We start from the raw sequence: 26,607 nt of genomic DNA, 5'->3' as shown, positions 1-26,607 counted from the left end.
CATCTAGAGAATTAGTATGCCACGAGATACCAACCGGCGTACGGTGCTCCGACGGACGGGAACACTGGCAGCGCTCGGGACGGCTGGACTGGCAGGGTGTATCGCAGACGAGAACGGCGACGACAGTGGGAACGGTGCTGACGATGGGAACGGCGATGATGGCACCGGAAACGGGGGCGACGGGAGCGAGGACGTTGCTGATGAGACGATCAGAATCGGGGCGATGCAACCCGTTTCAGGCGACCTCGAGTACTACGGACAGATCAGCCTGATGGGCTTTTACTCGGGAATCGCCTACAAGTACGACCTCGACCCGATCGAGGAGATGACAACCGGGACGTATACGCTCGACCCGGACGACGGGCCGACCTTCGAGTTCATCGTCCAGGATACCGTTTTCACCCCGGATACGGCCCAGCAGGTGGCCGAGGATCTGGTTGTCGACGAGGATGTCGACGTCCTGTTCGGGGCCTCGAGTTCCGATTCGGCGCGCCGCATTTCGGCGAACATTCTCGACGATGCCGGGATCCCCTACATCGCAGGGCCAGCGGCAGACGCCGACATCACGGTGTCATCCGACCACTGTCACGAGTTGCTGTTCCGTGCTAGTGAGCACACCGCGATGGACGCCCGAGCGGGTGGTCGATACGTCGCCGAGCAGGGGGACGTCTCGACTGTCGCCATCTTCGCTGCAGAAGGGGCGTTCGGTGAGGGTGTCGCGAACAATTACCGCGAAGTCCTGGAAGGACAGGGTGTGGAAGTCCTGGACCCACGGTTCGTCGAACCCGGTTACAGCGAGTTCGAAGGGCTGTTCGACGAGGCTATCGATCAGGGTGCAGACGGCGTGGTCGGTGGGTTCACTTTCATCACGTTGCCGGAGTTCCTCCCGACGGCGATGGCCTACGACGAGATCCAGGCGTTCGGTGGCTTTGCCGAACTGGTGACGACACAGGTCACCGGCCAGACCGTCGAGGCCACACTCGGCGAAGGCTTTACGGCCGAAGATATCCAGGATGCCGGACTGGGTCCGTTCACGACCCGCTATCACTGGAACCAGTACGACAACTCGATCAACGACGCCTTCATCGACATGCACACTGAGACGTACGGGCTGATGCCGGACCTGTTCAGTGCCGGGACGTTCGTCGGCGGGTCGGCGCTCGTCCAGGCCATCGACGAGACCGGTTCGGTCGACGGCGGCGACATCGCCCAGGCGATGCGGGGGATGACGGTCATCGATACGCCGAAAGGCGAGAACGCCTACACCTTCCAGGAACACAACAACCAGGCTGCGTCGGCCATGACCGTCGCCTGGCCTGTCCCGACCGACGACGATGTTGCCGAGTACTGGGACGCGTCGGTGATGCCCGGCGAACCCATCGAGACGTTCGAACCCGAGGAGGTCATGGTGCCAGCAGACGAGGCTAGCTGCTCGCTCAACTGATCTCATGGTACTCTGGACGTCGAATTTGACGAAACGGTTTGGCGGCGTGACCGCCGTCGATAGCGTCGACTTCAGCCTCGAGCGGGGCGAACTCTGTTCGGTCATCGGGCCGAACGGTGCGGGGAAGACGACGTTTTTCAACCTGTTGACCGGGGTACTCGAGCCGACGGCGGGTTCGATCGAGTTTGCGCCGACCGGGAATGGTGGTGTTGGGGACGCGGATGGCGACACCGTCAGGGATGGGAGACAGGACGGTCGAATCGATATAACGGACGCACAACCACACGAGACAGCACTGATGGGACTCCACCGTTCGTACCAGATCACCAACATTTTCCCGACGGTGTCCGTCCTCGAGAACGTTCGCGTAGCGGTCCAGGCACACCGGGGGAGCGACTCCTGGCAGTTCTGGCGCAACGTCAACGCGTTCGATGATCACTACACAGAGGCGGAAGCGATTCTCGACCGAATCGGCCTGACCGAGTACGCCGACCGAACCGCACAGAACCTCAGTCACGGCGAAAAACGCAACCTCGAGATCGGTATTGCGCTTGCAGGCAATCCGGACGTGCTTTTGCTCGACGAACCGACGGCCGGCGTCTCGAGCGAGGACGTCGGACAGGTCACCGACATCATCGAAGACGTCGCGGCCGATCACGCCGTGATGTTGATCGAACACAACATGGATGTGGTGATGGGGATCAGTGACCGGATCGCCGTGTTGAACCGCGGCGAGTTGATCGCCGATGGCGACCCCGAAACCGTCAGAAATAGCGAAGCCGTCCAGCGTGCGTATCTCGGCGGCTACGATGGTACCGAAGAGACCACCGACGGTGACGACGCCGCAACCGGGGTGAGTGCTTGATGGCGTTGCTCGAACTCGAGGGCGTTCACACCTACTACGGCGAGAGCCACATCTTACAGGGTGTCGACCTTCACGTCGAGGAGAACGAAGTCGTCGCGCTCATCGGCCGCAATGGCGTCGGGAAGACGACGACCCTTCGAACGATCATGCAGTTGACGCCGCCTCGAGAGGGGATCGTTCGATACGATGGTGTCGACGTGACTGGACGGCCGACACACGAAGTGGCTACGAACGGAATCGGCTGGGTTCCCGAAGAACGACGAATGTTCGGCTATCTCACCGTCGAGGAGAACATCCGCGTCGCGGTGCCGCCGGAGGATGACTTCGAACGCCTTCGAGACGAGATGTTCGAACTGTTTCCGGACCTCGAGCGATTTCGGGAGAAAGAAGCGCGAAATTTGAGCGGCGGCCAACAGCAGATGCTCGCCATCGCTCGCGGTATGGTCGGTGACAACGATCTATTGCTCGTCGACGAACCGAGTGAGGGGCTGGCTCCACTGATCGTCGAACAGGTCGTAGAGGTACTCCGTGAAGCCTCGACCGAGACGACGATGGTCCTGGTCGAACAGAACTTCCCGCTCGCGATGGACCTCGCGGACCGGTTCTATCTGCTCGATCACGGCACGGTCGTCGAGTCTGGCTCGACGGAAGGCGTTACCGCTGATGACGAACGCATTCGGAGGTATCTCTCTGCATGATTGGGTCACTTACCCCAGCGCTCGAGGTACTGTTCGCAAGCGATACACTCACACCCCTGTTTACTGACGGGGTTCGCAGTTTCTTCCGACCCGATACGTTGGCTCGTATCTTTATCGAAGGACTCGGCAAGGCGGCCATCTACTTCATTATCGCCATCGGATTGACCCTCGTCTTCGGGCTGATGGGCATCCTCAACTTCGCCCACGGCGCGTTCGCGATGGTCGGCGCGTATCTCGGTGGCATCCTGATGGTAGTCGGCCTCTCGTCCGGGTCGGGAACGTTTACACGAATCGCGTTTTTCGTCGTGGTCGTCGCCGTCATCTTCGCCCTATTGACTGCCGTCGGCGCTGCCCTCGAGATCGGTCTGGTTCGACCAATCTACGACCGCACGCCGATGTACCAGATTCTGCTGACTTTCGGTGTCGGCTTGATCCTCGAGGAACTCGCGCGGATAATCGCATCTGCCCGTGGTATCCAGCCGGAGCCCACGTGGGCTGCTGCGCAGGCGACCATTCCGACGGTCCTCGGGACGCCATCGGAGATTCTGCTGAACCTCTTCGGTGCCCGAATCAGGGGCTTCTATCTGTTCGCCATCGTCGCCGGTGCGATACTGGCGGCTATCGTCTGGGCGTTCCTCACGAAAACGCTCTACGGCCTGTACATCCGAGCGGGCAGCGAGGATCCGGAGATGGTCGAAGCCCTCGGGATCGACGTTCGGAAGGCGTTCACCGTCGTCTTCGGCCTCGGAATCGGATTAGCTGCAGTCGGGGGCGTCTTCCTCATGTGGGATCCCACGGAGGGACCCAGTGTGATGCTCAACCTCGACGTCTTGTTGTACGCGTTCGTCGTCGTCGTGATCGGTGGCCTCGGCTCGTTCAAAGGCACACTCGTGGCGGCGATCATCGTCGGAATGGCCGACTCGTTTACCACCTGGGTGTTCGCTCGAGGCATCATCGACTTCTCGGGACTCCCGGAGGTCACCATCTTCCTGTTGCTCGTGATCGCACTGATCGTGCGCCCACAGGGCCTTTACGGCGTCGAGGAGGTGGGTGGCCATTAGCTCCCCTGATAGCGATCTGGCGCAGGCAACGGACGAGAAGCCCGCCGCGAGCGACGCCACTGACGCCGACGAAGCCGAGTCGACACACTGGGCTCGAGGCTACGTGCACGATCATCTCGCTCACGTGCTCGTCATCGGCTTCTTCATCGTCTATCCACCTCTCTACAGCGTCTTGACTGGACTTCCGGCACTCGATATCGGTGTTGGGACCGTCGATCCCGGCGCGTTCTTCAACGCCTTCTTGCCGGCGACGACGTTCCTCATCGGGATGTTGTTCCTGGGCTTGTTTGCGATGAGCTTCGACTTCATCAGCGGCTACACCGGCTACCTGTCGTTCGGCCATGCGGCCTTCTACGGCATCGGTGCTTACACCATCGTACTGGCCGCTAATGGCCAAATTCCGGGAGTGCCGGGCGGTACACCGTTCATGCTGACGATGGTACTTGGCGGCGTTATCGCGATTATCGCCGCCCTCGCCATCGGCGCCGTTTCGTTCCGGCTGACGGGCGTCTACTTCGCCATGTTGACCCTCGGGTTCGCACAGGTGCTTTACGAACTGATCCGAAACTGGGGATACGTCGGTTCGAACCCACTCGAGGGGCCAAACCACGCGGGCCCAACTCCCGAAATCGGCGTGCCGTTCGTCGACTCGCTCTCGGTTGGACTCGGTCGACTGTCGGGTGACAGCTTCAACAACGTCCTGGGTACCGGCATCGACATCTCGGCAACGCTCACGTCCTACTACGCTATCGGGGTCATCGTCGTCATCTGTTATTTCGCGATGCAGCGAATCATCCACTCGCCGTTCGGCCGCGTGATGATCGCCATCCGCGAGAACGAAGAGCGCGCAGAAGCGGTCGGCTACAACGTGTTCTGGTACAAGATGGGCGCGTTCGCCATGAGCGCCTTCTTCGCTGCCATCGCCGGTGCGTTGTTCGCCGCCTACACCGGCAGCGCGTCACCGGACAGCACGTTCTACTTCCTCGTGACTGCCGACGCGCTGATCGTGACCATCATCGGTGGTATCGGAACGCTGGCTGGGCCGCTATTCGGCTCGTTCCTCTTCGAGTGGCTCGAGGACATCCTCTCTTCACAACAGGGCGGTCTCGCCCCGTACCTCCGCGAAACCCTCCCGGAGGGCCTGTTGAGTGTGGATGTTGCAGGGTTGACGTTCCTCGAGTTGATCAATACGCTCATCGACGGACGCGCGCCGTTGTATCTCGGTATCGTGTTCGTGTTGTTCGTGCTGTTCGTCCCCAACGGCTTGCTCGGGTCGGTCCGTGATCGACTCGGCGGCACCGTTGCGAAATGTCTCCCTGCCCACCTCGAGCGGTATCGGCGCTAGCTCGGATCGGGGCAGGGCTGCGATTTGACTGAGTTCATGACACTTTCAATTCACGACCGATCAGCACAGTATGGCTCGCGGGTCGCCGTCGTCGACCGGGGGATGGCCCCCGGCCCCGAGGCGGCTGGCGACCGGGCGAGTGACGACCAGTACACCTACGGCGACCTCGCCGCAGCGACTCGAGCCTGTAATCGTCGGCTCGCAGCCAATGCGGTCGGCGAGGGCGATGTGATCGCGGTACTCGCTCGAAACCGGGTCGAACTCCTGATCCTGTTTTTCGCCGCCGTCGACCGTGGCGCTATCGTCGCACCGATCTCGTATCGGCTGTCAGCCGAATCGGTGTGCACCCTCCACGAACGAATCGACCCGGCCCTCACACTGTATGAACCACAGTTCGAGGCACTGCTCGAAACCGGTACCGAGGAATCGACGGGGGGCGAAACTGCCGACGAGAAGACGACCTATCGGACCCTCGAGCGTTTCTTCGACCTGTCGGTCGCGGACGCTTCCGCTGAGAGTGTCGCCGATGACGTCGACCTGGACGCCCGTACCGTCGACACCGTTCCACGGGATCCGGACCGACCGGTGTTGTATCTGCACACCGGCGGCACGACCGGCGTGCCGAAAGTCGTCGTCTGTCCGTACCGGCAACTCGAGTGGAACTGCATCACCGAACTGGCTGCCTGGGGGTTGGGCAAAACCGATGTTTCGCCCGTGTTCTTGCCCCTCTTTCACACCGGTGGCTGGAACCTCCTGACGGTCCCGACGCTGTACGTCGGCGGGCAGGTGGTCCTTCACCGCGAGTTCGAGCCAGGTTTCGCACTCGACACTATCGAGCGGTACGGGGCAACCCACGCTTTTGGCGTCGCCGCCATCTTTCGAGCGATGGCCGACCACCCCGACTTCGGGGCCACCGACTTCTCGAGCGTCGACTGGTTCATGAGCGGCGGTGGTCCGACCAGTGAGGCGGTCATGGACGCCTATCGCGACCGTGGTCAGCGATTTTCACAGGGATACGGCCTCACCGAAGGCGGGCCGAACAACCTGTACCTCGACCCCGAGCGAACGGTCGGCCTGGAGAAGTCCATCTCGAGTGTCGGGCGACCGTTCCCCGACTGCGAGGCACGGGTCGTCGACGACGATGTCACGGTGCTCGGGGCAAACGAAATCGGCGAACTCGAGGTTCGTGGCCCGATGACTGCGGCAGGGTACCTCGAGACCGAGGACGGCACGTTTACGGGCGAGTGGGTGTCGACGGGTGACCTGGCCAGACGGGACGACGCCGGAGATTACACGATTACCGGGCGAACCGACAATATGTTCGTCAGCGGCGGAGAGAACGTCTATCCCGAGGAGATTGAAGCCGCCCTCGAGGACCATCCAGCGGTCGATTCGGTTGGCGTCGTCGGAATCCCACACGACCGTTGGGGAACCGTTCCGAAAGCTATCGTGACCGGTTCACTCGAGAATTCATCGACGCTCGAGGCGTTTGCCCGTGACACACTCGCGGATTTCCAGGTGCCACACGAGATTCAGGTGGTCGAGGCCGTGCCACGCAGCGGAGCGGGTAAACTCGACCGGGGCACACTCGAGGACCAGTACGGTCCGTCGGCTGAAGAGGCGGTGGGACGAGCGGGAGAGGGTACCGATAACAGCGAGGGTGGGGGGCGATGACGACCGTTGGCCTCACCGGTTTCGGTCGGTACCTCCCCGACAAAACGCTATCGGGGAGTGAGATCGCCGCCGAAAGCGGTATTCCTGAATCAGTGGTCGTCGATAAGATGGGCGTTCGTCGGAAACACGTCTGTCCGCCAGCTGAAGATCACGTTACGGATATGTGTGTCGCCGCTGCCCAAGACGCCCTCGAGATGGCCGATCGCTCACCGACGGATATCGACATGGTCCTCTATCACGGCAGCGAGTACAAAGATCACGTCGTCTGGTCGGCTGCCGCAAACATTACGGAGCAATTAGGGGCCGAGAGCGCGTTCGCCACGGAAAGTCACACACTCTGTGCCAGCGCGCCGATTGCGATTCGACAGGCCCGTGCGCAACTCCAGGTCGACCACGTCGACACGGCGTTGCTGGTCGCTGCAAGTCGTGAAGAGGACCTGATCGACTACGAAAACGAGCGGTCGTCGTTCATGTTCAACTTCGGCTCTGGAGCCAGTGCGATGGTTCTCGAGGCAGACCCCGGAAGCCGTTCTCGAGCCATCGTTCACGAAAGCGCAGCCCTCACGGATGGCTCGTTCGCACACGACGTCGTCATGCCAGCGGGCGGTTCACTCGAGCCACCATCCTCCGAGACCGTCGCGGCTGACCGCCACCGTCTCGACGTTCCCGACCCGGACGGGATGAAAGAACGCCTCGCACCGGTTTCTTTGCCGAACTATCTGACCGTGGCCGATACTGCCCTCGAGCGCTCCGGCTACGAACGGGCCGACCTCGATTTCGTCGCGGTTACCCACATGAAACGCTCGTTCCACGAGGTAGTGTTCGACGAACTCGGACTCGATCACGAGACCGACGGTGTCTATCTCGACACCTACGGCCACGTCCAGAGCGCCGACCAGATTCTCGCACTCGGGGACGCACTCGAGGACGGGTTGCTCGAGGCAGGTGACCTGGTGTGTTTCCTCGCTGCGGGAACGGGCTACACCTGGGCCGCTACGGTGTTGACCTGGCAGGGCTGATACGGTTTCCTGTATCTTTGTATTGGTGATCGGGATTTCATGGCGGCATCGTGGATAAGAGATGACGGTAAATCGTATGCCACTCCGTTGCGCGTATTTTTAGGGACAGAGCCAGAAGACCCTGCTATGGCAGACTCGTCGGACACTTCTCGGTCGAACGGTCTCGTACACACACTCGAGGCCGGCACAGGCGTCGTCTGTGTCGTCGGCGCTGGGGGAAAGAAATCTACTCTGTACGAACTGGCCGGTCGCCTCGAGCGGTGCGTCCTGACGGCAACCGTTCGGATTCCAATTTTCGACGAGCAGGTAGCGAAGGTCGACGTCGTTTCGGATCCCGTTAGGACGCTCGAGCAGGTGATTCAGCGGGAGGACAGCGGTTCGGAAGAATTCTGGCCGCTCGGCGTCGTTCCTGAACGCGATGGGACCGACAGATATCGTGGCTACGATCCGGAAACCGTGGACCGTATCGCGGCTCTCGACGGTATCGATCAGGTCCTAGTGAAAGCCGATGGAGCCAGAACGCGGCTGTTGAAAGCGCCGAACGACCGCGAACCACAACTCCCGCGGTCGGCGGATACCGTCCTCGCGATTGCGAGCTGTCACGCGGTTGGCCGTTCGCTCGAGGCCGACGTCGTTCACCGCCCGGAACGGGTCGCCGCGCTCACTGGTCGTTCGGTGGGCGACGTCCTCGAGCCAGCGGACATCGCGACCGTGTTGACTCACAGCGACGGTGGGATGAAGGGGATTCCTCCATCGGCGACTCCCATCCCCGTTATCAACATGGTCGACGACGAAGCCGACCTCGAGGTCGCTCGCGAGATTGGCCGACTCGTGCTCGATGACGGTGGTGACGACCGAATCGAAAAAGTCGTCCTCACGAGTATGATCGAACAGGACCCGCTGGTCGACGTTCTCGAGTGAGACAATCGGTCCACCATTGCTGGAGAAACTGATGGTTAACGCTGCGCTACGGCTAGCCCCTCTCCCTGGATTCCAAGCTGATCCATCTCCCACTCCAGGTAGTCACGCAGTCCATTCTCGAGCGGTCTGTGTACGATGCCAAGTTCTTCGGTTGCTTTGCTGTTATCGACTGGCCATTGCGGGCCGGCGAGAAACCTGAGGGTTTCAGCTTCTAAGCCCTCGGGAGGCGTAACGAATCGTTCTACTGCACCCATTAGTTTGGCGACCCCTCCAATCACCTTCGGTGAGACGATTCGGGGGACCGGAATTCCGGTTATGTTTTCGGCACACCGGAGTACGTCGACAATCTCTCTCGATGGTCCTGAAATGATGTACGTTTCTCCGGGGGTACCCTGCTCCATTGCGCGTACGTGCCCGTCTGCGATATCTCCGACGTGGTCCCAGGGTGCGTAGTGGACGCGCGGTATCATCGGAATCTCACCTTGGAGATAGCCCCGAAACAGGCCCCGAATCGACCCGTACACCTTGTCTCCCGGACCGTAGACGATGCCCGGTTGCACGACGACGAGCGAAAGCCCGTCGTCGATCATGGGTTTAGCGACCTCGTAATGAGCCTCCCATTTCGTCCGGTAATACACGGCCGATTCCGGGCACCTCGGCGCAATCGTTTCATCGATATATTCTAACTCTCGGAGGGGATACACACCTATCGTACTGGTGTAAACTCCCTTTTGGATGGCCAGTTCGTCCATCAATTCGAGCACATTTCGGGTTCCCGTTACGTTGATCTGTTCGGCCTTTTCGACATTGCCAGGCCCGGGCCCGACATAAAACCACGCGGCGATATGAAACACTCCGTCCACACCCTTCATCGAATTCCGCATACTTTCTTTCTCGGTGATGTCTCCTTCCACCACTGTGGCCCCTTCCGGGAGGTGATCCGCATTTGCCCTCGAGCGGGTCAGCGCAACAACCTCGTGACCATGTTCGAGGAGTTTGGTTACGACGTGTGAGCCAATTAACCCGGTCGAACCCGTGACAAAGTATCTCATCGAATGTCATATGTCACCAACCCACAAATAGGTTTCAGAGGACCGAACCTATTGTGAACCGATTCGGGGCAGTTAGCCTGCTTTTTTGTAGAACCAGCCGGCCCCGATGCGATAGCGGCTTTTTGACGGCCTTCCGTCCATAGATTCTCTAAACAGTACAGAGGTGTTTGGTGAACTGATCCAAATCACAGAAACGATTATATCATACCATAGCATTGGAATCTCATGGATCTGTTAATTGTTAGCAGCGGACATAACCAGTGCGAGCTAGCACTACTTGAAGGCCACGTACTGCTTGCTGTAACTGTTACGATAGAAGAAGCGAAATCGACTGTCGAAAAGCGGTATCACCGTCCGGGTGATACCAGTAAGGACCAGGACGAATGAGCCAACTGAGAAGATTTCTCGGCATTGATGAACAGGCTTTGACTCGAGAGGATCAAGTCCTTCCCGTTACTCGATGGGTCGGTCGGATTCTCGTCCCAGTACTTGCCGTTGCGGCGGTCATACTCTATGGGTTTCCAGACCGAACAACCGAACTCTTCGCGTGGACCATCAGGCCGGACATGACGCCGATTCTGATGGGGGCTGGGTATGGGGTGGGTGCGTACTTTTTCTACCGAGTCGCAACCCACAATCACTGGCACGAAGTAGCCCTCATCTTTCCCGGCATCTCAGTTTTCACCTGGTTTATGCTCCTCGCTACGCTCCTTCACTGGGAGAACTTCAATCACGACCACGTGACGTTCTGGATTTGGGTATTCATCTACGTAGTGGCCCCGTTTCTGGTGCCGGCAATCTGGCTCCTCAACAGGCGAACCGATCCACGCGTACAAAACCGAAAGGATCCATCGCTGCCCAAAATCGTCCGACAGTTGAGCGGGCTAACCGGTCTCCTCATTACCGGGACAGCGATTGTCCTGTTTTTCTTCCCGAGTGTGTTGATAGCCTACTGGCCCTGGGACGTTTCCCCGTTGACCGCACGTATTCTGTTGGGATGGTTCGCGTTATTCGGCGTGGTTAACCTCGCTGTTGCGTTCGAGTCTCGGTTGAGTGCTGTTCAAATCGTCGTGCAGACACAAGTGATCGGGTTTGGGTTAGTGCTCCTTGGTGCCGGTCTCGCGTGGAACGATTTTGACGTGACCAATCCATTGACCTGGGGATTTATCGGCGGCTTCGTCATCTACCTGGTGGTGATAGTTTCGGTATTCTACAAGATCCGAAGTCCAAAATGGTGACTGCCCGAGCGCTGCAGTTGTCGCCTGTTATTCGGACCCAGATATTCGCCACAATGCCCGGTACAGACCAACCATGGTGATATCGTGTTCCGTACGGAGTTCGTGACAGGCCTCGAGGTATTGATGATACGACACGGCATCGAACGGGTCTGGAGTGCTCGAGACCGCCTCGAGGGCGCCAGCGCTCACCAGCGCTTCCCACAGGCGATCATCGACCACGAGATACCGATCCGGATCGGCATAAAACAGCAGCGCCGACGCGACCGGCACGTCGAACCCCTCGAGATCGGCCAGCGCCTCTAGCGCCTGCTCGATTTCAGTTTGTGGGGGTGGGATCCGCTCAGCGTCATCGGTGTGCTCCATCGCCTCGAGTGTCGCCCCAATCGCGTCTTGGACGTCGCCCCAGTCGTTCGTCCGAAAGGCTTCCTCAGCTGGATGGACGGCACTCGTGCGTCGACGTCTTCCAAACCAGCGGACAACCCACTCCACGTCCTTCCAGTTGTACGAACCGTCCGCAAACGCCTCCGGCATCGACTCGAGGCGTTCGGCTTCGACGGTCGCGAACGGTTCTTGCCGTTCGTATTCGATGACGGCATCCTCGAGTTCGGCCGTGGTGAGCGCTGTCATTGGATGGGTTGAATGGGGCGAGGGGCAAAAACGTGGCTCAGTTCGGTGGCAATCCAGTACTCGCCATCCAGAATCGGTAATCACGGGGAAGCGATGGCAGTAGACTATTGGCTAGCTGCCAGTTTCGGCCAAAGACTCAAATGGTTCTTGGTAGCAAGTATCCATATGGCAACCGAGGACGACGGCGTGCACACCATCTGCCCCTACTGTGGGGTCGGCTGTGGTCTCAAACTCAAACCGGGTGAAGAAGACGGCGACGTGTCGCTTCAGCCGTGGTTCGACGCTCCGGTCAACGAGGGCGCGCTGTGCATCAAAGGCGGCGCCTCTCCGCAGGTCGTCAACCACGAAGATCGGCTCACCGAGCCGCTGATCAGGGACGACGACGGCGAGTTCCGAACCGCTACCTGGGACGAGGCGTTGACGGTAATCGTCGACGAACTCGAGCGACTCGCCGAAACGTACGGTCCCGATGCGACCGGCTTTTTCGCCTCCTCGAAGGTGATGAACGAGGAGAACTACCTGTTACAGAAACTCGCCCGACGGTACGGGACGAACAACGTCGACAACTGCACGCGAATGTGTCACGCCTCGACCGTCTACACGCTCCGCCAGAGCCTGGGTGCGGGAGCGATGACCAACAGCATGGTCGACCTCGAGGACCACGGCGAGGTTTACTGGGTGCAGGGGGCAAATCCGGCCGAACAGCACGTCATCGCCCACAGCAACTACTTTCGGCAGGCGACGAGAGACGGCGCGACCCTTATTCAGGTCGACCCACACGCGAACAAGACGACGCGTGACGCCGACATCCACCTCCAACTCGAGCCAGGGACCGACATTCCCTTGCTCAACGTCGTGTTGAAGACCATCATCGACGAAGAACTGTACGACGAGGCGTTTATCCAGGAACGGACGAGGGGCTTCGACCATCTCGAGGCGACGCTCGAGGGCTTCGACGTTGAGGAAGCAGCCGAACGGTGTGGCGTCCCGCTGAAGGATATTCAGGAGGCTGCGCGGATCTACGCCGAAGCTGACAACGCGGCTATTTTCACCGGAATGGGCATGAGCCAGCACGCCTGTGGTGTGGACAACGTTCAGAACGAGGTCAACCTCGCGCTGCTCACGGGGAACCTCGGCCGACCGGGAACGGGCGTCAATCCGCTGCGCGGGCAGAACAACGTGCAGGGAACCTGTGACGTCGGGGCGATGCCGAACGTCTTGCCCGGCTACCTGGAAGTCGACGACGACGAAGCCCGCGAATCAGTCGAGGACGTGTGGGGCTTCGACATCCCGCCCGAACCGGGCCTGACGAACGTCGAAGTCTCGAACGCCATCGGCGACGCTATTCACGGACTCTACGTCATGGGTGAGAACCCGGTAATGAGCGAACCGGACGCCCTCGAGGTCGAAAACCGGATGAAGGACCTCGAATTCCTCGTCGTACAGGACATCTTCATGACCGAAACGGCCGAGTTCGCAGACGTGGTGCTCCCGGCAACGTCGTGGGCCGAACGCGGCGGGACGGTGACGAACACGGACCGACGCGTCCAGCGTATGCGCAAAGTGACGGATGTCCCCGGAAACACCCGTCACGATCTGGATATTCTCTGTGAAGTCGGGACCAGATTGTTCGGCGACGGCTTCGACTTCGATGGCCCGGAAGCCGTCTTCGAAGAGCTTCGGGAGGTCTGCCCGATCTATCACGGGATGACCTACGAGAGCATCGGCTTCGAGGGAATCCAGTGGCCGTGCTACGAGGAAGGCGACGAAGGCGACCAGTACCTCTACGAGGAGACGTTCGACACCGAGGACGGACTGGGCGTGATTCGCGGCGTTCGTCACCAGGACCCAAAAGAAGTACCTGACGACGAGTTCCCGCTCGTGTTGACGACGGCCCGACTCGAGGAACACTACAACACGGGCACGATGAGTACCCGCTCGCCGACACTCAGACGGAAAACGCCCGATAACTTCGTCGACATTCATCCAGCAGACGCGGAAAAACGTGGCATCGAGGACGAGGATTACGTCACGCTTCGCTCCCGGCGCGGTGAAATCGTCCTCGAGGCACACGTCACCGAAGACATCAAAGAGGGCGTGGTCTGGACGACGCCACACTTCTCTGACGCTCGAGCGAACACGCTCACGAACGACGTGTTGGACCCGCTGGCGAAGATTCCGGAGTACAAAGCGGCCGCTGCCGAGGTCGAACCCGTCGGCTCCGAAGCATCGGCTGACGACTGATCGGACCAGGGTCATTGTGCACCTGTCTTCCTCCCCCATTCCGTCGCAAACGTCGAAGAGACGACAACACTGAGGCGGTCGAGCCTGATCCGCTCGAGGCTGGATCGCTCGAGTCAGAGCCCTCATACGTGGCCCCGAGGTAGTAGCAATATACCGAAGGTATGACGCCTACTTCCAGAGACCACCCCTCGTTTTCGGCCGTAATCCTCGCTGGCGGCTACGCCACTCGGTTCGGTGAGGACGACAAAGCCGTCGCCGACCTCGCGGGCAAGCCGATGATCCGACGCGTCGTCGAGCGTCTGTCTGTGAGTGTCGATACGATCGTGGTGAACTGTCGGGCTGAACAACAGTCGCCAATCGAATCTGCACTCGAGTCGCTGTCAGGAGATCCCACCGTGACCATCGAGTTCGCGTTTGACCCGGTTCCGGACCAGGGACCTGTCGGTGGCATCAAGACGGGCCTCGAGGCGGTCTCGAACGAGTATGCGGCCGTAGTGGCCTGTGATATGCCATTTTGTTCGCCAGCGCTTCTCGAGGAGTTGGCCGCGCGTGCGGCCGGTCATAACGGCGCGGTCGTCCGCCTCGAGGATGGCTGGTATCAGCCGACCCATGCCGTCTATCGGGCCCAACCTATGGCCACTGCCTGTAGCGCCGTGCTCGAGAGCGACGATAAACGGATCGTTCGAGCGCTCGAGGCCATCGACTGTATCGTCGTCGAAGAAAGCGACCTCGAAACGCCGGTTGGAACTGCCTTCGAGAGCATTGATACGAAAGAGGCGTTACTCGAGGCCGAACGACGGCTAACGAGTGAGTGACCGCGCCACGAGACACACCCGAGTCGACAGGGTATTTTCTCCAGGTCGGTTCACTCGAGGTCCGTCTCGACATCTCTGTCTGCGACCTCGACTTCGATTTTGTCCGTCAGCAAGTCGACTGCAATGCGGTTTGCCCCCTCCGGAATAATGATATCTGCCTCTTTTTTCGTCGGCGCGACGAACTGCTCGTGCATCGGTTTGACCGTCTCGAGGTACTGATCGATGACGCCCTCGAGGGCACGGCCCCGGTCGATGACGTCGCGCTGAATGCGACGCAGGATACGGACGTCGGCGTCGGTCATCACGTACACCCGGAGATCGAGCATATCGAGGATAGCGTCGTCGTAGAGGCCAAAGATACCCTCGATGACGATGACGTCTGTCGGTTCGACGCTCACGGTTTCGTCGGTTCGGTTGTGCCGTTCGAAATCGTACTGGGGCATCTCGATCGGTTGCCCCATAGAGAGATTGTCGAGGTGCTCTCGAATCAGTTCCCACTCGAAGGCCGAGGGGTGATCGTAGTTGATCTCTTTCCGGTCTTCGTACTCGAGATGTGAGAGGTCTTTGTAGTAGTTGTCCAGTGGTATCCTGGTGACGGCTTCGCCAACGGCTCCCGCAACCTCGCGGGCAACCGTCGTCTTGCCGGCACCGGTCCCACCCGCGATGCCGACGACGAACGAGGGAATACTCATTGGTCGACTCTCGGAACGGACCCAAAAGAAGGCCCCGATACGCTCACGCGGTCTGGTAGCACGCTTCATTAAAACCATTATAGGTGGCTCTCGAGCCTTCCGTATGGCAGAAGCAGATGCAATCGCGGCTGTCGATGAGCCAGTTACTGTCTCGTCGCTCGTCGACGATTTTCAGGATCTGGGGCTCGCTCGAGGCGACACGATACTGGTCCACGCCTCCCTGCAGGAACTCGGGTGGGTCTGTGTCGACGCGCAGGTAGTCGTCGATGCGTTGATGCAAACGATTACCCCTGCAGGAACCATCGTGATGCCGACTCACAGCGCTCAGTACAGCGACCCGGCGAACTGGTCGAACCCACCCGTGCCCGAGTCCTGGATCGAAACCGTGCGTGAAAACAGACCGCCGTATCGACCGGAGACGACCCCGACCCGGGGAATGGGGGCCATCGCTGAGTGTTTCCGAACCTATCCTGACGTGCAGCGTAGTGCACACCCCGTCTACTCGTTTGCCGCCTGGGGACAGGATGCCGACTCGATCGTTGCTGACCATGCGTTCGACGACGGACTGGGAGAGCAATCACCGCTCTCGAGAGTTTACGATCACGATGGCTCGGTCCTCTTGCTCGGCGTCGGCTACGAACCGAACACGTCGTTGCATCTCGCCGAATCACGTGCGGATATCGACCTCCCGTCGTTCGAAACGTGTGCTCCCGTCCTCGAGGACGGTGAACGGGTGTTACGACACTACATCGACCTCGAGTACGACGACAGCGATTTCGGGACTATCGGTGAAGCGTTCGAAGCCGCTCACGAGGTTGGCCGTGGGACGGTCGGTGCGGCGACTGCGATCACCTTTTCACAGCCCGAAATGGTCGAGTTCGGTGTCGAGTGGCTCGAAAAACACCGGGAGTAGTTATAGAGAGAGATACTCGAGTCAGCCTGTTTCCGCCAGAGCCTCTCGAGGCGATCAGACGGGTTTTTACTCGGCGTCGTCGGTCGCCCAGCCCCGTGACCGCTCGATCGCGTCTCCCCATCGGCTGTACATGGCGTCCGCTCGTTTCTCGTCCATCTGTGGCGTGAACTCCCGATCGACCTGCCAGTTGTGTTGGAGTTCGTCGAGGTCGTTCCAGTACCCGACTGCGAGACCAGCAGCATATGCCGCACCCAGAGCGGTCGTCTCGTCGACGACCGGCCGAATAATTTCTGATCCGATGATGTCGGACTGTAGCTGACAGAGGAAGTTGTTTTTCACCGCACCGCCATCCACTTTCAGGCTCTGCATCTCGATGCCCGAATCGGCCTCCATCGCTTCGGCCACGTCGCGAGTCTGGTAGGCGATTGACTCGAGTGTCGCGCGGACGACGTGTTCTCTGCGCGTTCCTCGTGTCATCCCGACGATGGTACCGCGTGCGCGCTGATCCCAGTGGGGTGCACCGAGGCCGGTGAACGCGGGGACGACGTACACACCGTCGGTCGAATTTACGCTCCGAGCCAATTCAGCGGTTTCTACGGGATCGTCGATCAGTGACATATCTTCGAGCCACTCGATCGCCGCTCCGGTGATGAAGATCGACCCCTCGAGGGCGTACTGGACGGGTTCACCAGAGCGCTGGAACCCGATGGTCGTGAGCAAGCCGTGTTCTGATTCGACGGCTTCCTCGCCGGTGTTCATGAGGAAGAACGATCCGGTACCGTAGGTGTTCTTGGCTTCCCCTGCATCGTAACAGGTCTGGCCGAATAGTGCGGCTTGCTGGTCACCAAGCGCGCCGGCGACCGGAACCGCTGCTTCGAGGAACCCATCGGGATGGGTCGACCCGTACGTGGCTTCGTCACTCGAGGGCCGGACTTCGGGCAACATCGCGCGGGGAACGTCGAACTCCTCGAGGAGTTCGTCGTCCCAGTCTAGGTCGTGGATGTTGTAGAGCATCGTCCGGGAGGCGTTGGATACGTCGGTGATGTGATTCCCGGTCAGGTTGTAGATGATCCAGGTGTCGATCGTCCCGAAGAGGATGTCGCCGCGTTCGGCCCGGTCCTGGATGTCGTCTGGCCGGGTGCGCTCCATCTTGATCGGGTCTGCGTTCTCGAGGAGCCACTCTGCTTTGGTCGCCGAGAAATAGGCGTCCGCCTCGAGGCCCGTTTTCTCTCGGATCGACTCGACGAGTCCGTCTTCCTCGAGCGCTTCGATCCGATTTGTCGTCCGCCGGTCTTGCCAGACGAGTGCGTTGTGGACGGGTTTGCCCGAATCGGCGTCCCAGAGCAGCGTCGTTTCGCGCTGGTTCGTCACGCCGATCGCCTCGAGTTTGTCCGGACTGATGCCGGCCTGTCCGAGTGCCGTCGTGATGACCGACTTCGTGTTTTCCCAGATTTCTATCGGGTCGTGTTCGACCCAGCCCGGTTCCGGATAGATCTGTTCGTGCTTCTCGTATGCGTTTGCGACGACCTGGCCGGCATGGTCGAATACCATAAACCGCGTTCCAGTCGTCCCCTGGTCTACTGCGCCAACATATGTGTCTGTCACTACTGGTCACCCCTGGTGTGGTGTCTCCGTGTTTACCGACGGTTGCTATGCAATAATAAACAATCCGCACATTCGTTATAAACATTCCCCAAATCGACGTGCCACGTGTCCAGGTCGGACGACACGAGAGGAAACCTCCGCGCTGGTCGCTATACCCAACTTCTGGGCGTCTACGACGTCTTGATAGGGGTCGTGACGAAACTCGAGTAAATTGAGGTTTCGATAGCGCTCGAGTGCCGTTGTTATTCGAACGAATTCATTGACTAACACTGCCGTAGCGGCGATCAGCGATTTGCAGTCGGCCGCTGGCCCGGATAGCGAAGCGATTTGTGACCGACAGAACAGTGTAAAAATAGCGATAGTTACGGCTGTTCCCCAAGCGTCGATAAAATAAAGGTACGCGACTACTATGTTTCACCAAAGGATGGCATACGACACGACGGTTCTCGTCCTCGGCGGTGGCTCAACGGGCTGTGGGATCGCCAGAGATCTCGCAATGCGGGGAGTCGAGGTAACGCTCGTCGAGCGAGGGAATCTGACACACGGAACGACGGGACGGATGCACGGACTGTTACACAGTGGGGGTCGCTACGCTGTTTCCGATCAGGCCAGTGCCCGGGAGTGCATCGACGAAAACATCATCTTGCGTGATATCGCTGGCCACTGCGTCGAGATGACAGGTGGGTTGTTCGTCCAGCGACCGGAGGACCCCGACGACTACTTTCAGCAGAAACTATCGGGGTGTAAAGAGTGCGATATTCCCGCACGCGTGTTGTCCGGCGGCGAGGCTCGAGAGATCGAACCCTATCTCGCGAAGGACATTAAGCGGGCCATCGAGGTGCCTGACGGAGCCATCGACCCGTTCCGACTCTGTGTTGCGAACGCGATCGATGCCGAACGTCACGGGGCACGGATCGAGACCCACGCAGAGGTCATTGACCTGCTCAGAGATGGTGACGACATTTACGGCGTCACCGTCAGGCACGACTCCGGCCCGGGCAAACGCACACACAAAACGCCCGGGACGACCGAGGACATCACCGCCGAGTACGTGGTCAATGCGACGGGCGCGTGGGCGGGACAGATCGGCGATATGGCAGACCTCGAGGTCGCTGTTCGTCCGTCGAAAGGTGTGATGACGATTATGAACGTCCGACAAGTCGATACGGTAATCAACCGGTGTCGACCGAAAGGGGATGCCGACATCATCGTGCCTCACGAAACGACGGCGATTCTCGGGACCACGGACGAGGAGGTGAGCGACCCCGACGACTACCCCGAAGAACAGTGGGAAGTCGACATGATGATCGACACGCTGTCCGAACTCGTCCCGATTTTGCGAGACGCTCGCACGATACGCTCGTTCTGGGGCGTCAGGCCACTGTACGAGCCACCGGGAACCGGTACCGAAGACCCTACTGACATCACTCGAGATTTCTTCTTGCTCGATCACGCCGAGCGCGATGGCGTCACCGGAATGGCCAGTATCGTCGGCGGGAAGCTTACTACCTACCGCTTGATGGCCGAACAGATCGCCGACCACGTTTGTGCTCAACTCGGGCATCAGGCATCCTGTGCCACGGCCGACGAACCGTTACCCGGAAGCGAAAATCTCGAGACACTCGAGACCGCGATGGACGACTTCGGTCTCCGCTCGCCAGTTGCACGACGGAGCAAACAGCGCCTCGGGAGTCGGTCACAGGAAGTGCTCGACACGAACGAGCCAAACCCCGTGATCTGTAACTGCGAGAGCGTCACGCGCGCGGAGATTCGAGACGCCATCGAGCAATCCGGCTCGGACCTCAACGCCGTTCGTATTCGCACGCGTGCCTCGATGGGGAACTGCCAGGGTGGCTTTTGCACCCATCAGATCGCGAACGAACTCGCCGACGAATACGACGAACCAACGGCTCGAGCGGCCTACGACGAACTCTTGCAGGAACGCTGGAAGGGACAGCGTCACGCCCTGTGGGGCGAACAGCTCTCCCAGGCGATGCTCAGTTACGCCCTGCACGCGACGACGTTCAACGCCGATGGGGATGTTGCGCGCTCGGGCACGTCTCTCGATTTCGCGGCGTTCGACGGCGGACAATCCGACTCGGATGGAGGGACGCCAGGGAGGGCGACCACTGATGGCGGGAAACGGGTCGGTACTCGAGGAGGTGACCGCTGAGATGGCGATCACCGACGACGTGCTGGTTATCGGCGGTGGACTCGCCGGCGTCACGGCTGCTCTGTCCGCCGCGGAGTACGACAGGCAGGTACGCCTCATTTCGTACAAACAGAGTACACTCAGACACGCGAGCGGATTGATCGACGTGCTCGGCTACACTCCGGAGGGCGAAGGACCGCTGGAAGATCCGTTCGCTGTACTCGAGGACCTACCGGAAGGACACCCGTACGAACGGGTCGGAACGGACGCGGTGCGAGAAGCACTGTTGTTTTTCGACGCGGTGGCAGACGATGCGTACGCGGGTAACCACACGGACGCGAACGCTCTGGTTCCGACCAGCAGTGGCGCGGTCAAGCCGACTGCCAGGTATCCCGTCGGCGTCGCCCCCGGGCTGGCAAGCGTTCCTCGAGACACGCTCCTGGTCGGATTCGAACGACTCCCGGAGTTCAACGCACCGCTCGCGGCGGCCCACCTCGGAGCAACTGGCGTTCCGTTCGACGTTCGCGGCGTCACGCTGGATTTTCCCGGAATCCGACGAGACGACGCCAAGGTCATCCGCTATGCCCACATCCTCGATTACGACGAACGAGTCGACATCGGACACGGCGAAACCGCAGCCAGGCCCGCACTGGCCACGACAGTGTCTGCCCACCTCGAGGGAGAATCTCGCATCGGGTTCCCACCGGTGCTTGGCGACGACAATCACGACGTCGTTCGCCGTGACCTCGAAGAACGACTCGGCGTCGACGTGTTCGAGGTCCCCTCTGGCCCACCGAGTTTGCCCGGGCTCAGACTCGAGGACCTGTTGTACGAGGCGCTCGAGGAAGCCGGCGTCCGAGTGACGACAGGTGTCGAGGTGGTCGACTACGAATCCTCGAACGGCCACATCGATCACGTCATCGTCGACCGAACGGGTCAGCGAGTTCCCTACCAGGCCGAGGAATACGTCCTCGCGACGGGCGGTCTCGTCGGAAAGGGTATCGACTCCGAACGTGAGCGCGTGTTCGAGCCACTTTTCGACTGTTACGTCGAGCACGCCGGCGACCGATACGAGTGGTTCGACGGCGACGCTTTCGGACACCATCCGTTCGCTCGTTACGGCCTTACCGTCGACGCCGAGTTACGGCCTCAAAAAGCGAATGGGGCGATCGAGTTCGAAAACCTCCGGGCCGCCGGCTCGGTGCTTGGGGGCTACGACTTCGCCGCGGAGAAGTCCGGAAGCGGTGTCTCTATCGCGACCGGTTTCGTCGCCGGCGCTCGTGCCGGCGAGGTGGTCAAATGACCAACTCACGCACGACTCGAGGGACAACGGTCTCAGGCGTGGAGTACACTCGATTCGGTTCCCCGGTAGGGGATGCAGCGACGAACGATGCGGGCGGTCACGGAGCCAACCAGGTGATTCGATGAGCGACGCAGCACACACACCAGACGACGGCGTATCGACCGACGACGAATTCGAGCCGATTCAGGTGTTCCCGGAGTCGACCGAAATGGACCTCCGTCCTGGCGCTGATGACTGTTACAAGTGCTCGACGTGTGACACTAACTGTCCGGTCGCCGAAGTCGACGACGATTTCCCTGGTCCGAAGTTCCAGGGACCGGAGCAGTGGCGACTCAAGCGAACCGAGGACCACGACATCGACGACTCAATTTTGAAGTGTTCGAACTGCATGCGGTGTGACAATGCCTGCCCCTCGGCAGTCCCGCTCTCACAGATGCACAACACGGCTCGCGGGGCGTACGTCGACGAGCAGATGAACAAACTGTCGCGTGAGTACTGGCGAAACCGACTCCTGTCGAACTATCGAATTATGGCACACCTCGGGAGCAAGGTTCCGCGGCTTACGAACTTCGTGATGGGACTGAGTGTGACTCGAGTCTTCAACGAGAAAGTCCTCGGTATCACGAGCGAACGCGAGTTCCCCGACTTCGCGACCGAAACCTTCCGTGAATGGTGGCACAAACGAGGGGGTGCTGCCGCCTCGAGAGACCGTGCGCAAGCGGCTCGGACCTCCCGCGGTATCGACGGCGACGAGCCAAAACGAATCGCGTACTTCCACGGCTGTTACTCGAATTACAACACCCCGGAGGTGGGGAAAGCCCTCGTCCGTGTCTACGAACACTTCGGGTACGAAGTGCTGGTTCCCAAACAGCGCTGTTCGGGGACGCCGATGTACGCAAACGGGATGTTGCAGGATGCAAAGCGGGCTGCAGACACCAACGTTCCCGAACTCGCTGCCGCCATCGACGAAGGAGCAGACATTATCGCCTCCTGTACCTCGTGTTCGATGTCGCTGCGCCAGGAGTACCCCGAACTGTTCGACATCGAAGACGTCGAACGCGTTTCGAACAACACCTGGGAGGGCCTCGAGTTCCTGCGCGTCCACGAGGACCTCGAGTCCGAACTCGAGGGGACGACAGCCGATGTTCCCGGACTAGCCTATCACGCGCCCTGTCACGCGAGAAATCAGGGCCTCGATGGGCAGGCTGTCGAGGTACTCTCGGTCATCAACGGCGTCGAAGTCGAAGACGTGGGCGATTCCTGCTCGGGCATCTCCGGCACCTACGGGTGGAAAGAAGAGAATTACGACACCTCTATGAAAATCGGCGAGGATATGTTCCATCATATGGAGGGAGCCTCGGGCGAGACGGGCATGACGGAGTGCCCAACCTGTTCGATGCAGATGGAACACGGAACCGGATACGAAATCCGACATCCACTCGAGATTCTGGAGGTGGCATTACTCGAGGGGCCGGAGGCGGCCTGATGGATCTCGAGGAACGAATCACTCGCCGACTCGGTGTTCGTGGCGGGAGTGGTATCTTCACCGACCGAGAGGCACTCAACCCGACGGGCCATCGACCCGAACCGATCGGTCGTGGCTCGGTGCTCGAACGGTTGCTCGACAAACTCGAGCCAGCGTTTGCCGATAGCCTTCCGGAGCCGTTTGCCGTCTCTGGTCCGGCCGGCTCGGGCACGTCTGCCGTCATCACCGCGCTATTTAGCGCACTGACGAGGCAGCTGGGGACGACGGCCCGAACTATCGGCACGACGACGCGGACGGGTGCCCCCGACCCCACGACCTGGTTCGTCTACGTCGATGGTCGGCGAGTGACGAGCGCGTTCGGATTCTACCGAGCCGTCCTTTCGACGGTGTCTGCCGAGCCTGTCCCGGCCAGCGGCGTCGGAACGGATGCGTTACGAGAGCGGCTCACACAGCAACTTTCCCGCCCGGACCGTCGGGCCGTCATCGCCATCGATCATCACGACGAACCCGAGACGCTCACCTTCGATCGCGTGGGGACCTTGCTCGAACCGATAGCAAACGGGACGACGACGGTTCCCGTTGGACAGCAGCCACCCACAGACTGGCACGGAGCCGTCGTCGAGGTTCCGCACTATCGTCGCCACGAACTCGTCGACATTCTAACCGCCCGTTCGTCTGTCGGGTTGGCTGCCGGTGCGATCGAACATCACGAATTACGTCGTATTGCCGAGTGGGCAGATGGGAGCGCCCACGATGCGTTGACTGCGCTGTTCAGCGCCGCCCTGTTGGCGTCCGAAGCCGACCGCGACTCCATTTCATCCGCAGATATTCGTCAGGCCCAGGCTGCCGTCCCAACAGATGGCGTCCATCTCGACCGGGTCCTGGCGCTTCCCGAGACCAGACAGCGCGTTCTCCTTGCACTGCTCGAACTCGAGTGTGCGGACAACCTGCTTCCAATCCGTGAACTCGCCGCCGAAATTGCAAGCGACTCGTCGCTTACGACTGGGACTGTCAAACGATTTCTCTACGAACTGGCCGACAAGCAAATCCTTGCCAGAGTCCCGCTCGAGCGCCCCGGAAGCGGTCGCCGCCCCAGCACGCTCGAGCCCCGTTTTCCACAGCTAGCGTTTCGGGCGTTGAGTCCGGAAGCGATGGAGCGTCGGTAACCTGAATCGCCTAACAGTTGCGATCGATCGTCTTGAACCGGCCGCCGGGCTTATATCAACGCGACAATAGTATCCGGTAGTGGTCGATACGGACTCCGATTGGATTGCCTTCGAACGGGGGGACCAAGCAACCGAGTGGACGATACGTGACACAATCGAAAATCGCTTCGTCACGCTGCAAACTGCGGAACCGACGACGCTCGTGCCAATCGAGCACGAGCCATTTGCGTATCCAGTCGACGCCGTAAGGCGATTTACGACGACGTCGTTCAGTCTCGATAAGCGGTTTCACGTTCGGATTCACGACCAGGACGGGACGACGGCAAAGCGGATCGTTCCCGGTGATCACCACCACCTCGAGCACTCGACCGAGACGGTTGGCCTCAACGGACAACCTATTCTGTACGTGGCCGCCGACCATCCCGGTACGGTTACACTGGGACACCACGACGTCTCGATTAATTTCGAACAACCGACAATCGTCACGCTCGGTGTTCGCTCGACGCACACGACACCGGCGACGACGATAACCACGACTGAAGACCCCGGTTCCATCATGAACGCCGTATCGATGGCTACCACGGCGATGAAAACGATGACGCCCGACCGTTCGTGGCCAACCCTCCGGGGCCATCCGCCGCTGATCGAGCGAGGGAACGCGCTCGAGATTCCCGACTCGTTGTCGAAACCGAATACAGAAATCACGATCACGGTCCCGCCAACGCTCGAGGCCGTGTATACGGTCGCACCGTTGGCCTATTATCTCGGAGCCGACCTCGTTTCGGGGTCGAGTGCAGCCATCGATACGCCTCGAGAACGATATCCTCTCGGAACCAGCCGTCCCCTGGAGGCCGCCGTCGAACGGCTCTTACAACACGTGTTCGTCCTCGATTGTTTCGTTCGGTCTGCTGGGATCGTCAAAGATCGGCTCAACGGGGCCGACGCCCTCGAGGAAGCGGCACCGTTCGATTTCGAAACTATCTACGCCGCACCGATCGCCACGCAACTCGAGAGGTATCTCGAGGTCCCGTTCGAGATGGTCGAACCGCACATCCCGCCGTGGCCAGCAACAGCTTTCGTTCCGGAAACCCCTGAGACCGCCGAGCTCGTGCCGCTGTTACTCGACCAGTTTGCCCTGATCAAACCACTCACGGCCGCCACCGGATTTGGCCAGTCGTCCGAGACGTCAGCTGTCGATTCCAGCCTCTCGGTACCGGAATCCACCCTCTCGATACCTGAATCCATCCTCACAAAGAGAACTGCTTCTCCGTCTGCGGACCAGGGTGAGGCTGTTTCGTCCAATCCAGGGGGTGCACAGCGACTCGAGGGGGTCTTCCCACATTCGCTCGAACACATCTGGTTCGGACCGGGTATTCCAGCCGGAATGAGCCGCGCTACGGTAGCGTCGTATCGACGCCGACTCGACCGAGAACCAGCGAGCGAGGAAACGAGAGTGCAAGTCGTCTGCAACGAGGCTGAAATGCTCTCGGAAGTCGAACACCTCGAGGACCTATACGCCGACCGAGATGTCCATCCGTTCGACGTTCAGGTCGAATATGGCGTCTCGACGGACCGGCTGACGACGCTATTGACGAGTTCGGCCATCGATCTGTTTCATTTTATCGGTCACGCTAGCCCCGACGGCCTCACCTGCCACGATGGCCTCCTGGATGTTCGAACGCTCGAGGCGGTCTCTATCGACGCGTTCATACTGAACGCCTGTCGATCCGCCCAGCAAGGATTGGCGCTCGTCGACGGTGGCGCACACGGCGGTCTGGCCACCCACAGCGACCTTCTCAACGAACGGGCGATACGCGCAGGTGAAACGCTCTCACGGTTTCTCAGCAGGGGGCTTCGGTTGCACGACGCTGTGCAGTTTACGGCGCTCGTCGAATCGGTTGGCGAATACAGCATCATCGGCGATGGAACGATCACGATCGCACAGTCGGATGGGAGTTCCTCTGCGCTCTATCTCATCGATTCGTTCACCGATCCGGTTTCTCTCTGTTCGTTCGAACTCCCGTTATTAAATCGAAACCTCGGCTCGACGGCCCACACCGGGTTTCCAGAGTACGACGGCAGTACCCTCGCCCCTGTCGCACATTGCCTCCCGGCGGTTCCGTTATCGGCGTTGAAAGAAGATCTGCAGTGGTCGACTACGCCAGTCATCTACGATGGGAAGGTACACTGGCCACCAGCGATCGGCCTCCCGGAGGAGCTCCACCCACAACTGGGCTAACGCAGAATCGAGTTTCGGATATCGACCCCCACGATGCAGCAAACCTCC

Annotated in this window: 22 protein-coding genes; 18 read left to right on the top strand and 4 right to left on the bottom strand. The window is 60.2% G+C overall.

All coding sequences use genetic code 11. The features are described 5' to 3' along the window. Window positions 1-16: 16 nt before the first annotated feature. From NLK60_RS03340 to yqeC, 8 genes are all read left to right on the top strand, one after another. Window positions 17-1,444 (top strand): ABC transporter substrate-binding protein, encoded by a 1,428-nt coding sequence (locus tag NLK60_RS03340; protein ID WP_254809480.1) that lies wholly within the window; start codon window positions 17-19, stop codon window positions 1,442-1,444. A 4-nt stretch (window positions 1,445-1,448) separates the two neighbouring features. Then, entirely contained in the window at window positions 1,449-2,309 is an 861-nt protein-coding gene (locus NLK60_RS03335; protein ID WP_254809479.1) for an ABC transporter ATP-binding protein, read from the top strand. Beyond that, on the top strand, window positions 2,309-3,007 hold the full coding sequence (locus tag NLK60_RS03330) for an ABC transporter ATP-binding protein (RefSeq protein ID WP_254809478.1): 699 nt from the start codon (window positions 2,309-2,311) through the stop codon (window positions 3,005-3,007). Before NLK60_RS03335 ends, NLK60_RS03330 begins: the two co-directional genes overlap by 1 nt. Then, the gene (locus tag NLK60_RS03325) at window positions 3,004-4,068 is read left to right on the top strand and encodes a branched-chain amino acid ABC transporter permease (protein ID WP_254809477.1); all 1,065 of its coding nucleotides are present in this window, start codon (window positions 3,004-3,006) and stop codon (window positions 4,066-4,068) included. The genes NLK60_RS03330 and NLK60_RS03325 overlap by 4 nt, the downstream gene beginning before the upstream one ends. Beyond that, window positions 4,058-5,413, top strand: coding sequence for a branched-chain amino acid ABC transporter permease (locus NLK60_RS03320; protein WP_254809476.1), 1,356 nt, complete (start codon window positions 4,058-4,060; stop codon window positions 5,411-5,413). The genes NLK60_RS03325 and NLK60_RS03320 overlap by 11 nt, the downstream gene beginning before the upstream one ends. 36 nt (window positions 5,414-5,449) lie before the next feature. Beyond that, on the top strand, window positions 5,450-7,087 hold the full coding sequence (locus NLK60_RS03315) for an AMP-binding protein (RefSeq protein WP_254809475.1): 1,638 nt from the start codon (window positions 5,450-5,452) through the stop codon (window positions 7,085-7,087). After that, window positions 7,084-8,106, top strand: coding sequence for a 3-oxoacyl-ACP synthase (locus tag NLK60_RS03310; RefSeq protein WP_254809474.1), 1,023 nt, complete (start codon window positions 7,084-7,086; stop codon window positions 8,104-8,106). The genes NLK60_RS03315 and NLK60_RS03310 overlap by 4 nt, the downstream gene beginning before the upstream one ends. Before the next feature lie 126 nt (window positions 8,107-8,232). Then, a complete protein-coding gene (gene yqeC / locus NLK60_RS03305) occupies window positions 8,233-9,027 on the top strand; it encodes a selenium cofactor biosynthesis protein YqeC (protein WP_254809473.1) in 795 nt (264 codons plus the stop codon). Between the two features lie 35 nt (window positions 9,028-9,062). On the opposite strand, the gene NLK60_RS03300 is transcribed toward yqeC, so the two are convergent. Continuing rightward, on the bottom strand, window positions 9,063-10,079 hold the full coding sequence (locus NLK60_RS03300; protein WP_254809472.1) for an NAD-dependent epimerase/dehydratase family protein: 1,017 nt from the start codon (window positions 10,077-10,079) through the stop codon (window positions 9,063-9,065). 383 nt (window positions 10,080-10,462) lie between these two features. Between NLK60_RS03300 and NLK60_RS03295 the strand changes: the two genes are divergently transcribed. Next, window positions 10,463-11,317, top strand: coding sequence for a hypothetical protein (locus NLK60_RS03295; RefSeq protein ID WP_254809471.1), 855 nt, complete (start codon window positions 10,463-10,465; stop codon window positions 11,315-11,317). 27 nt (window positions 11,318-11,344) lie between these two features. Here the strand turns inward: NLK60_RS03295 and NLK60_RS03290 are convergent, their stop codons facing one another. Next, window positions 11,345-11,944, bottom strand: a complete 600-nt coding sequence (locus NLK60_RS03290) for a hypothetical protein (protein WP_254809470.1) — start codon at window positions 11,942-11,944, stop codon at window positions 11,345-11,347. A gap of 165 nt (window positions 11,945-12,109) precedes the next feature. On the opposite strand from NLK60_RS03290, the gene fdhF reads away from it, so the two are divergent. Further along, window positions 12,110-14,188, top strand: a complete 2,079-nt coding sequence (gene fdhF / locus NLK60_RS03285) for a formate dehydrogenase subunit alpha (RefSeq protein WP_254809469.1) — start codon at window positions 12,110-12,112, stop codon at window positions 14,186-14,188. Window positions 14,189-14,349: 161 nt separating this feature from the next. Next, the gene (mobA, locus tag NLK60_RS03280) at window positions 14,350-15,003 is read left to right on the top strand and encodes a molybdenum cofactor guanylyltransferase (protein WP_254809468.1); all 654 of its coding nucleotides are present in this window, start codon (window positions 14,350-14,352) and stop codon (window positions 15,001-15,003) included. Window positions 15,004-15,053: 50 nt separating this feature from the next. Here mobA and udk read toward each other — a convergent pair whose 3' ends face one another. Then, window positions 15,054-15,695, bottom strand: coding sequence for a uridine kinase (udk, locus tag NLK60_RS03275; RefSeq protein ID WP_254809467.1), 642 nt, complete (start codon window positions 15,693-15,695; stop codon window positions 15,054-15,056). Window positions 15,696-15,798: 103 nt separating this feature from the next. Here udk and NLK60_RS03270 point away from each other — a divergent pair, with 103 nt between their 5' ends. Next, window positions 15,799-16,608 carry an AAC(3) family N-acetyltransferase gene (locus NLK60_RS03270; RefSeq protein WP_254809466.1) on the top strand — a complete coding sequence of 270 codons (810 nt, stop codon included), beginning with the start codon at window positions 15,799-15,801 and terminating at the stop codon, window positions 16,606-16,608. Window positions 16,609-16,674: 66 nt separating this feature from the next. Here NLK60_RS03270 and glpK read toward each other — a convergent pair whose 3' ends face one another. Then, entirely contained in the window at window positions 16,675-18,213 is a 1,539-nt protein-coding gene (gene glpK / locus NLK60_RS03265; RefSeq protein ID WP_256530390.1) for a glycerol kinase GlpK, read from the bottom strand. Between the two features lie 424 nt (window positions 18,214-18,637). Between glpK and glpA the strand changes: the two genes are divergently transcribed. The 6 genes from glpA to NLK60_RS03240 all read left to right on the top strand — a co-directional run bounded on the left by glpA (window position 18,638) and on the right by NLK60_RS03240 (window position 26,559). Continuing rightward, window positions 18,638-20,386, top strand: coding sequence for an anaerobic glycerol-3-phosphate dehydrogenase subunit GlpA (glpA, locus tag NLK60_RS03260; RefSeq protein ID WP_254809465.1), 1,749 nt, complete (start codon window positions 18,638-18,640; stop codon window positions 20,384-20,386). A 1-nt stretch (window position 20,387) separates the two neighbouring features. Next, on the top strand, window positions 20,388-21,668 hold the full coding sequence (gene glpB, locus NLK60_RS03255; protein WP_254810416.1) for a glycerol-3-phosphate dehydrogenase subunit GlpB: 1,281 nt from the start codon (window positions 20,388-20,390) through the stop codon (window positions 21,666-21,668). Next, on the top strand, window positions 21,665-21,793 hold the full coding sequence (locus NLK60_RS19480; protein ID WP_256530389.1) for a hypothetical protein: 129 nt from the start codon (window positions 21,665-21,667) through the stop codon (window positions 21,791-21,793). The genes glpB and NLK60_RS19480 overlap by 4 nt, the downstream gene beginning before the upstream one ends. Then, complete coding sequence (locus tag NLK60_RS03250) at window positions 21,790-23,154, top strand: anaerobic glycerol-3-phosphate dehydrogenase subunit C (RefSeq protein WP_254809464.1); 1,365 nt, start codon at window positions 21,790-21,792, stop codon at window positions 23,152-23,154. The genes NLK60_RS19480 and NLK60_RS03250 overlap by 4 nt, the downstream gene beginning before the upstream one ends. After that, window positions 23,154-24,320, top strand: a complete 1,167-nt coding sequence (locus NLK60_RS03245) for a Cdc6/Cdc18 family protein (RefSeq protein WP_254809463.1) — start codon at window positions 23,154-23,156, stop codon at window positions 24,318-24,320. Before NLK60_RS03250 ends, NLK60_RS03245 begins: the two co-directional genes overlap by 1 nt. 79 nt (window positions 24,321-24,399) lie before the next feature. After that, complete coding sequence (locus NLK60_RS03240) at window positions 24,400-26,559, top strand: hypothetical protein (RefSeq protein ID WP_254809462.1); 2,160 nt, start codon at window positions 24,400-24,402, stop codon at window positions 26,557-26,559. The last annotated feature ends 48 nt before the right edge of the window (window positions 26,560-26,607 follow it).

Source organism: Natronosalvus amylolyticus, assembly GCF_024298845.1.
Classification (GTDB): Archaea; Halobacteriota; Halobacteria; order Halobacteriales; family Natrialbaceae; genus Natronosalvus; species Natronosalvus amylolyticus.
This window is presented reverse-complemented; position numbering and strand designations above follow the sequence as displayed.

Excerpts from the sequence above, each read along its gene's own strand:
- glpA (WP_254809465.1), top strand. The coding sequence starts at position 18,638 with ATGGCATACGACACGACGGTTCTCGTCCTCGGCGGTGGCTCAACGGGC.
- NLK60_RS03335 (WP_254809479.1), top strand. The coding sequence starts at position 1,449 with ATGGTACTCTGGACGTCGAATTTGACGAAACGGTTTGGCGGCGTGACC.
- NLK60_RS03315 (WP_254809475.1), top strand. The coding sequence starts at position 5,450 with ATGACACTTTCAATTCACGACCGATCAGCACAGTATGGCTCGCGGGTC.
- NLK60_RS03300 (WP_254809472.1), bottom strand. The coding sequence starts at position 10,079 with ATGAGATACTTTGTCACGGGTTCGACCGGGTTAATTGGCTCACACGTC.
- fdhF (WP_254809469.1), top strand. The coding sequence starts at position 12,110 with ATGGCAACCGAGGACGACGGCGTGCACACCATCTGCCCCTACTGTGGG.
- NLK60_RS03340 (WP_254809480.1), top strand. The coding sequence starts at position 17 with ATGCCACGAGATACCAACCGGCGTACGGTGCTCCGACGGACGGGAACA.
- NLK60_RS03270 (WP_254809466.1), top strand. The coding sequence starts at position 15,799 with ATGGCAGAAGCAGATGCAATCGCGGCTGTCGATGAGCCAGTTACTGTC.
- udk (WP_254809467.1), bottom strand. The coding sequence starts at position 15,695 with ATGAGTATTCCCTCGTTCGTCGTCGGCATCGCGGGTGGGACCGGTGCC.
- NLK60_RS03290 (WP_254809470.1), bottom strand. The coding sequence starts at position 11,944 with ATGACAGCGCTCACCACGGCCGAACTCGAGGATGCCGTCATCGAATAC.
- NLK60_RS03325 (WP_254809477.1), top strand. The coding sequence starts at position 3,004 with ATGATTGGGTCACTTACCCCAGCGCTCGAGGTACTGTTCGCAAGCGAT.
- NLK60_RS03250 (WP_254809464.1), top strand. The coding sequence starts at position 21,790 with ATGAGCGACGCAGCACACACACCAGACGACGGCGTATCGACCGACGAC.
- NLK60_RS03295 (WP_254809471.1), top strand. The coding sequence starts at position 10,463 with ATGAGCCAACTGAGAAGATTTCTCGGCATTGATGAACAGGCTTTGACT.
- NLK60_RS03330 (WP_254809478.1), top strand. The coding sequence starts at position 2,309 with ATGGCGTTGCTCGAACTCGAGGGCGTTCACACCTACTACGGCGAGAGC.
- glpB (WP_254810416.1), top strand. The coding sequence starts at position 20,388 with ATGGCGATCACCGACGACGTGCTGGTTATCGGCGGTGGACTCGCCGGC.
- NLK60_RS19480 (WP_256530389.1), top strand. The coding sequence starts at position 21,665 with ATGACCAACTCACGCACGACTCGAGGGACAACGGTCTCAGGCGTGGAG.
- yqeC (WP_254809473.1), top strand. The coding sequence starts at position 8,233 with ATGGCAGACTCGTCGGACACTTCTCGGTCGAACGGTCTCGTACACACA.
- NLK60_RS03310 (WP_254809474.1), top strand. The coding sequence starts at position 7,084 with ATGACGACCGTTGGCCTCACCGGTTTCGGTCGGTACCTCCCCGACAAA.
- mobA (WP_254809468.1), top strand. The coding sequence starts at position 14,350 with ATGACGCCTACTTCCAGAGACCACCCCTCGTTTTCGGCCGTAATCCTC.
- NLK60_RS03245 (WP_254809463.1), top strand. The coding sequence starts at position 23,154 with ATGGATCTCGAGGAACGAATCACTCGCCGACTCGGTGTTCGTGGCGGG.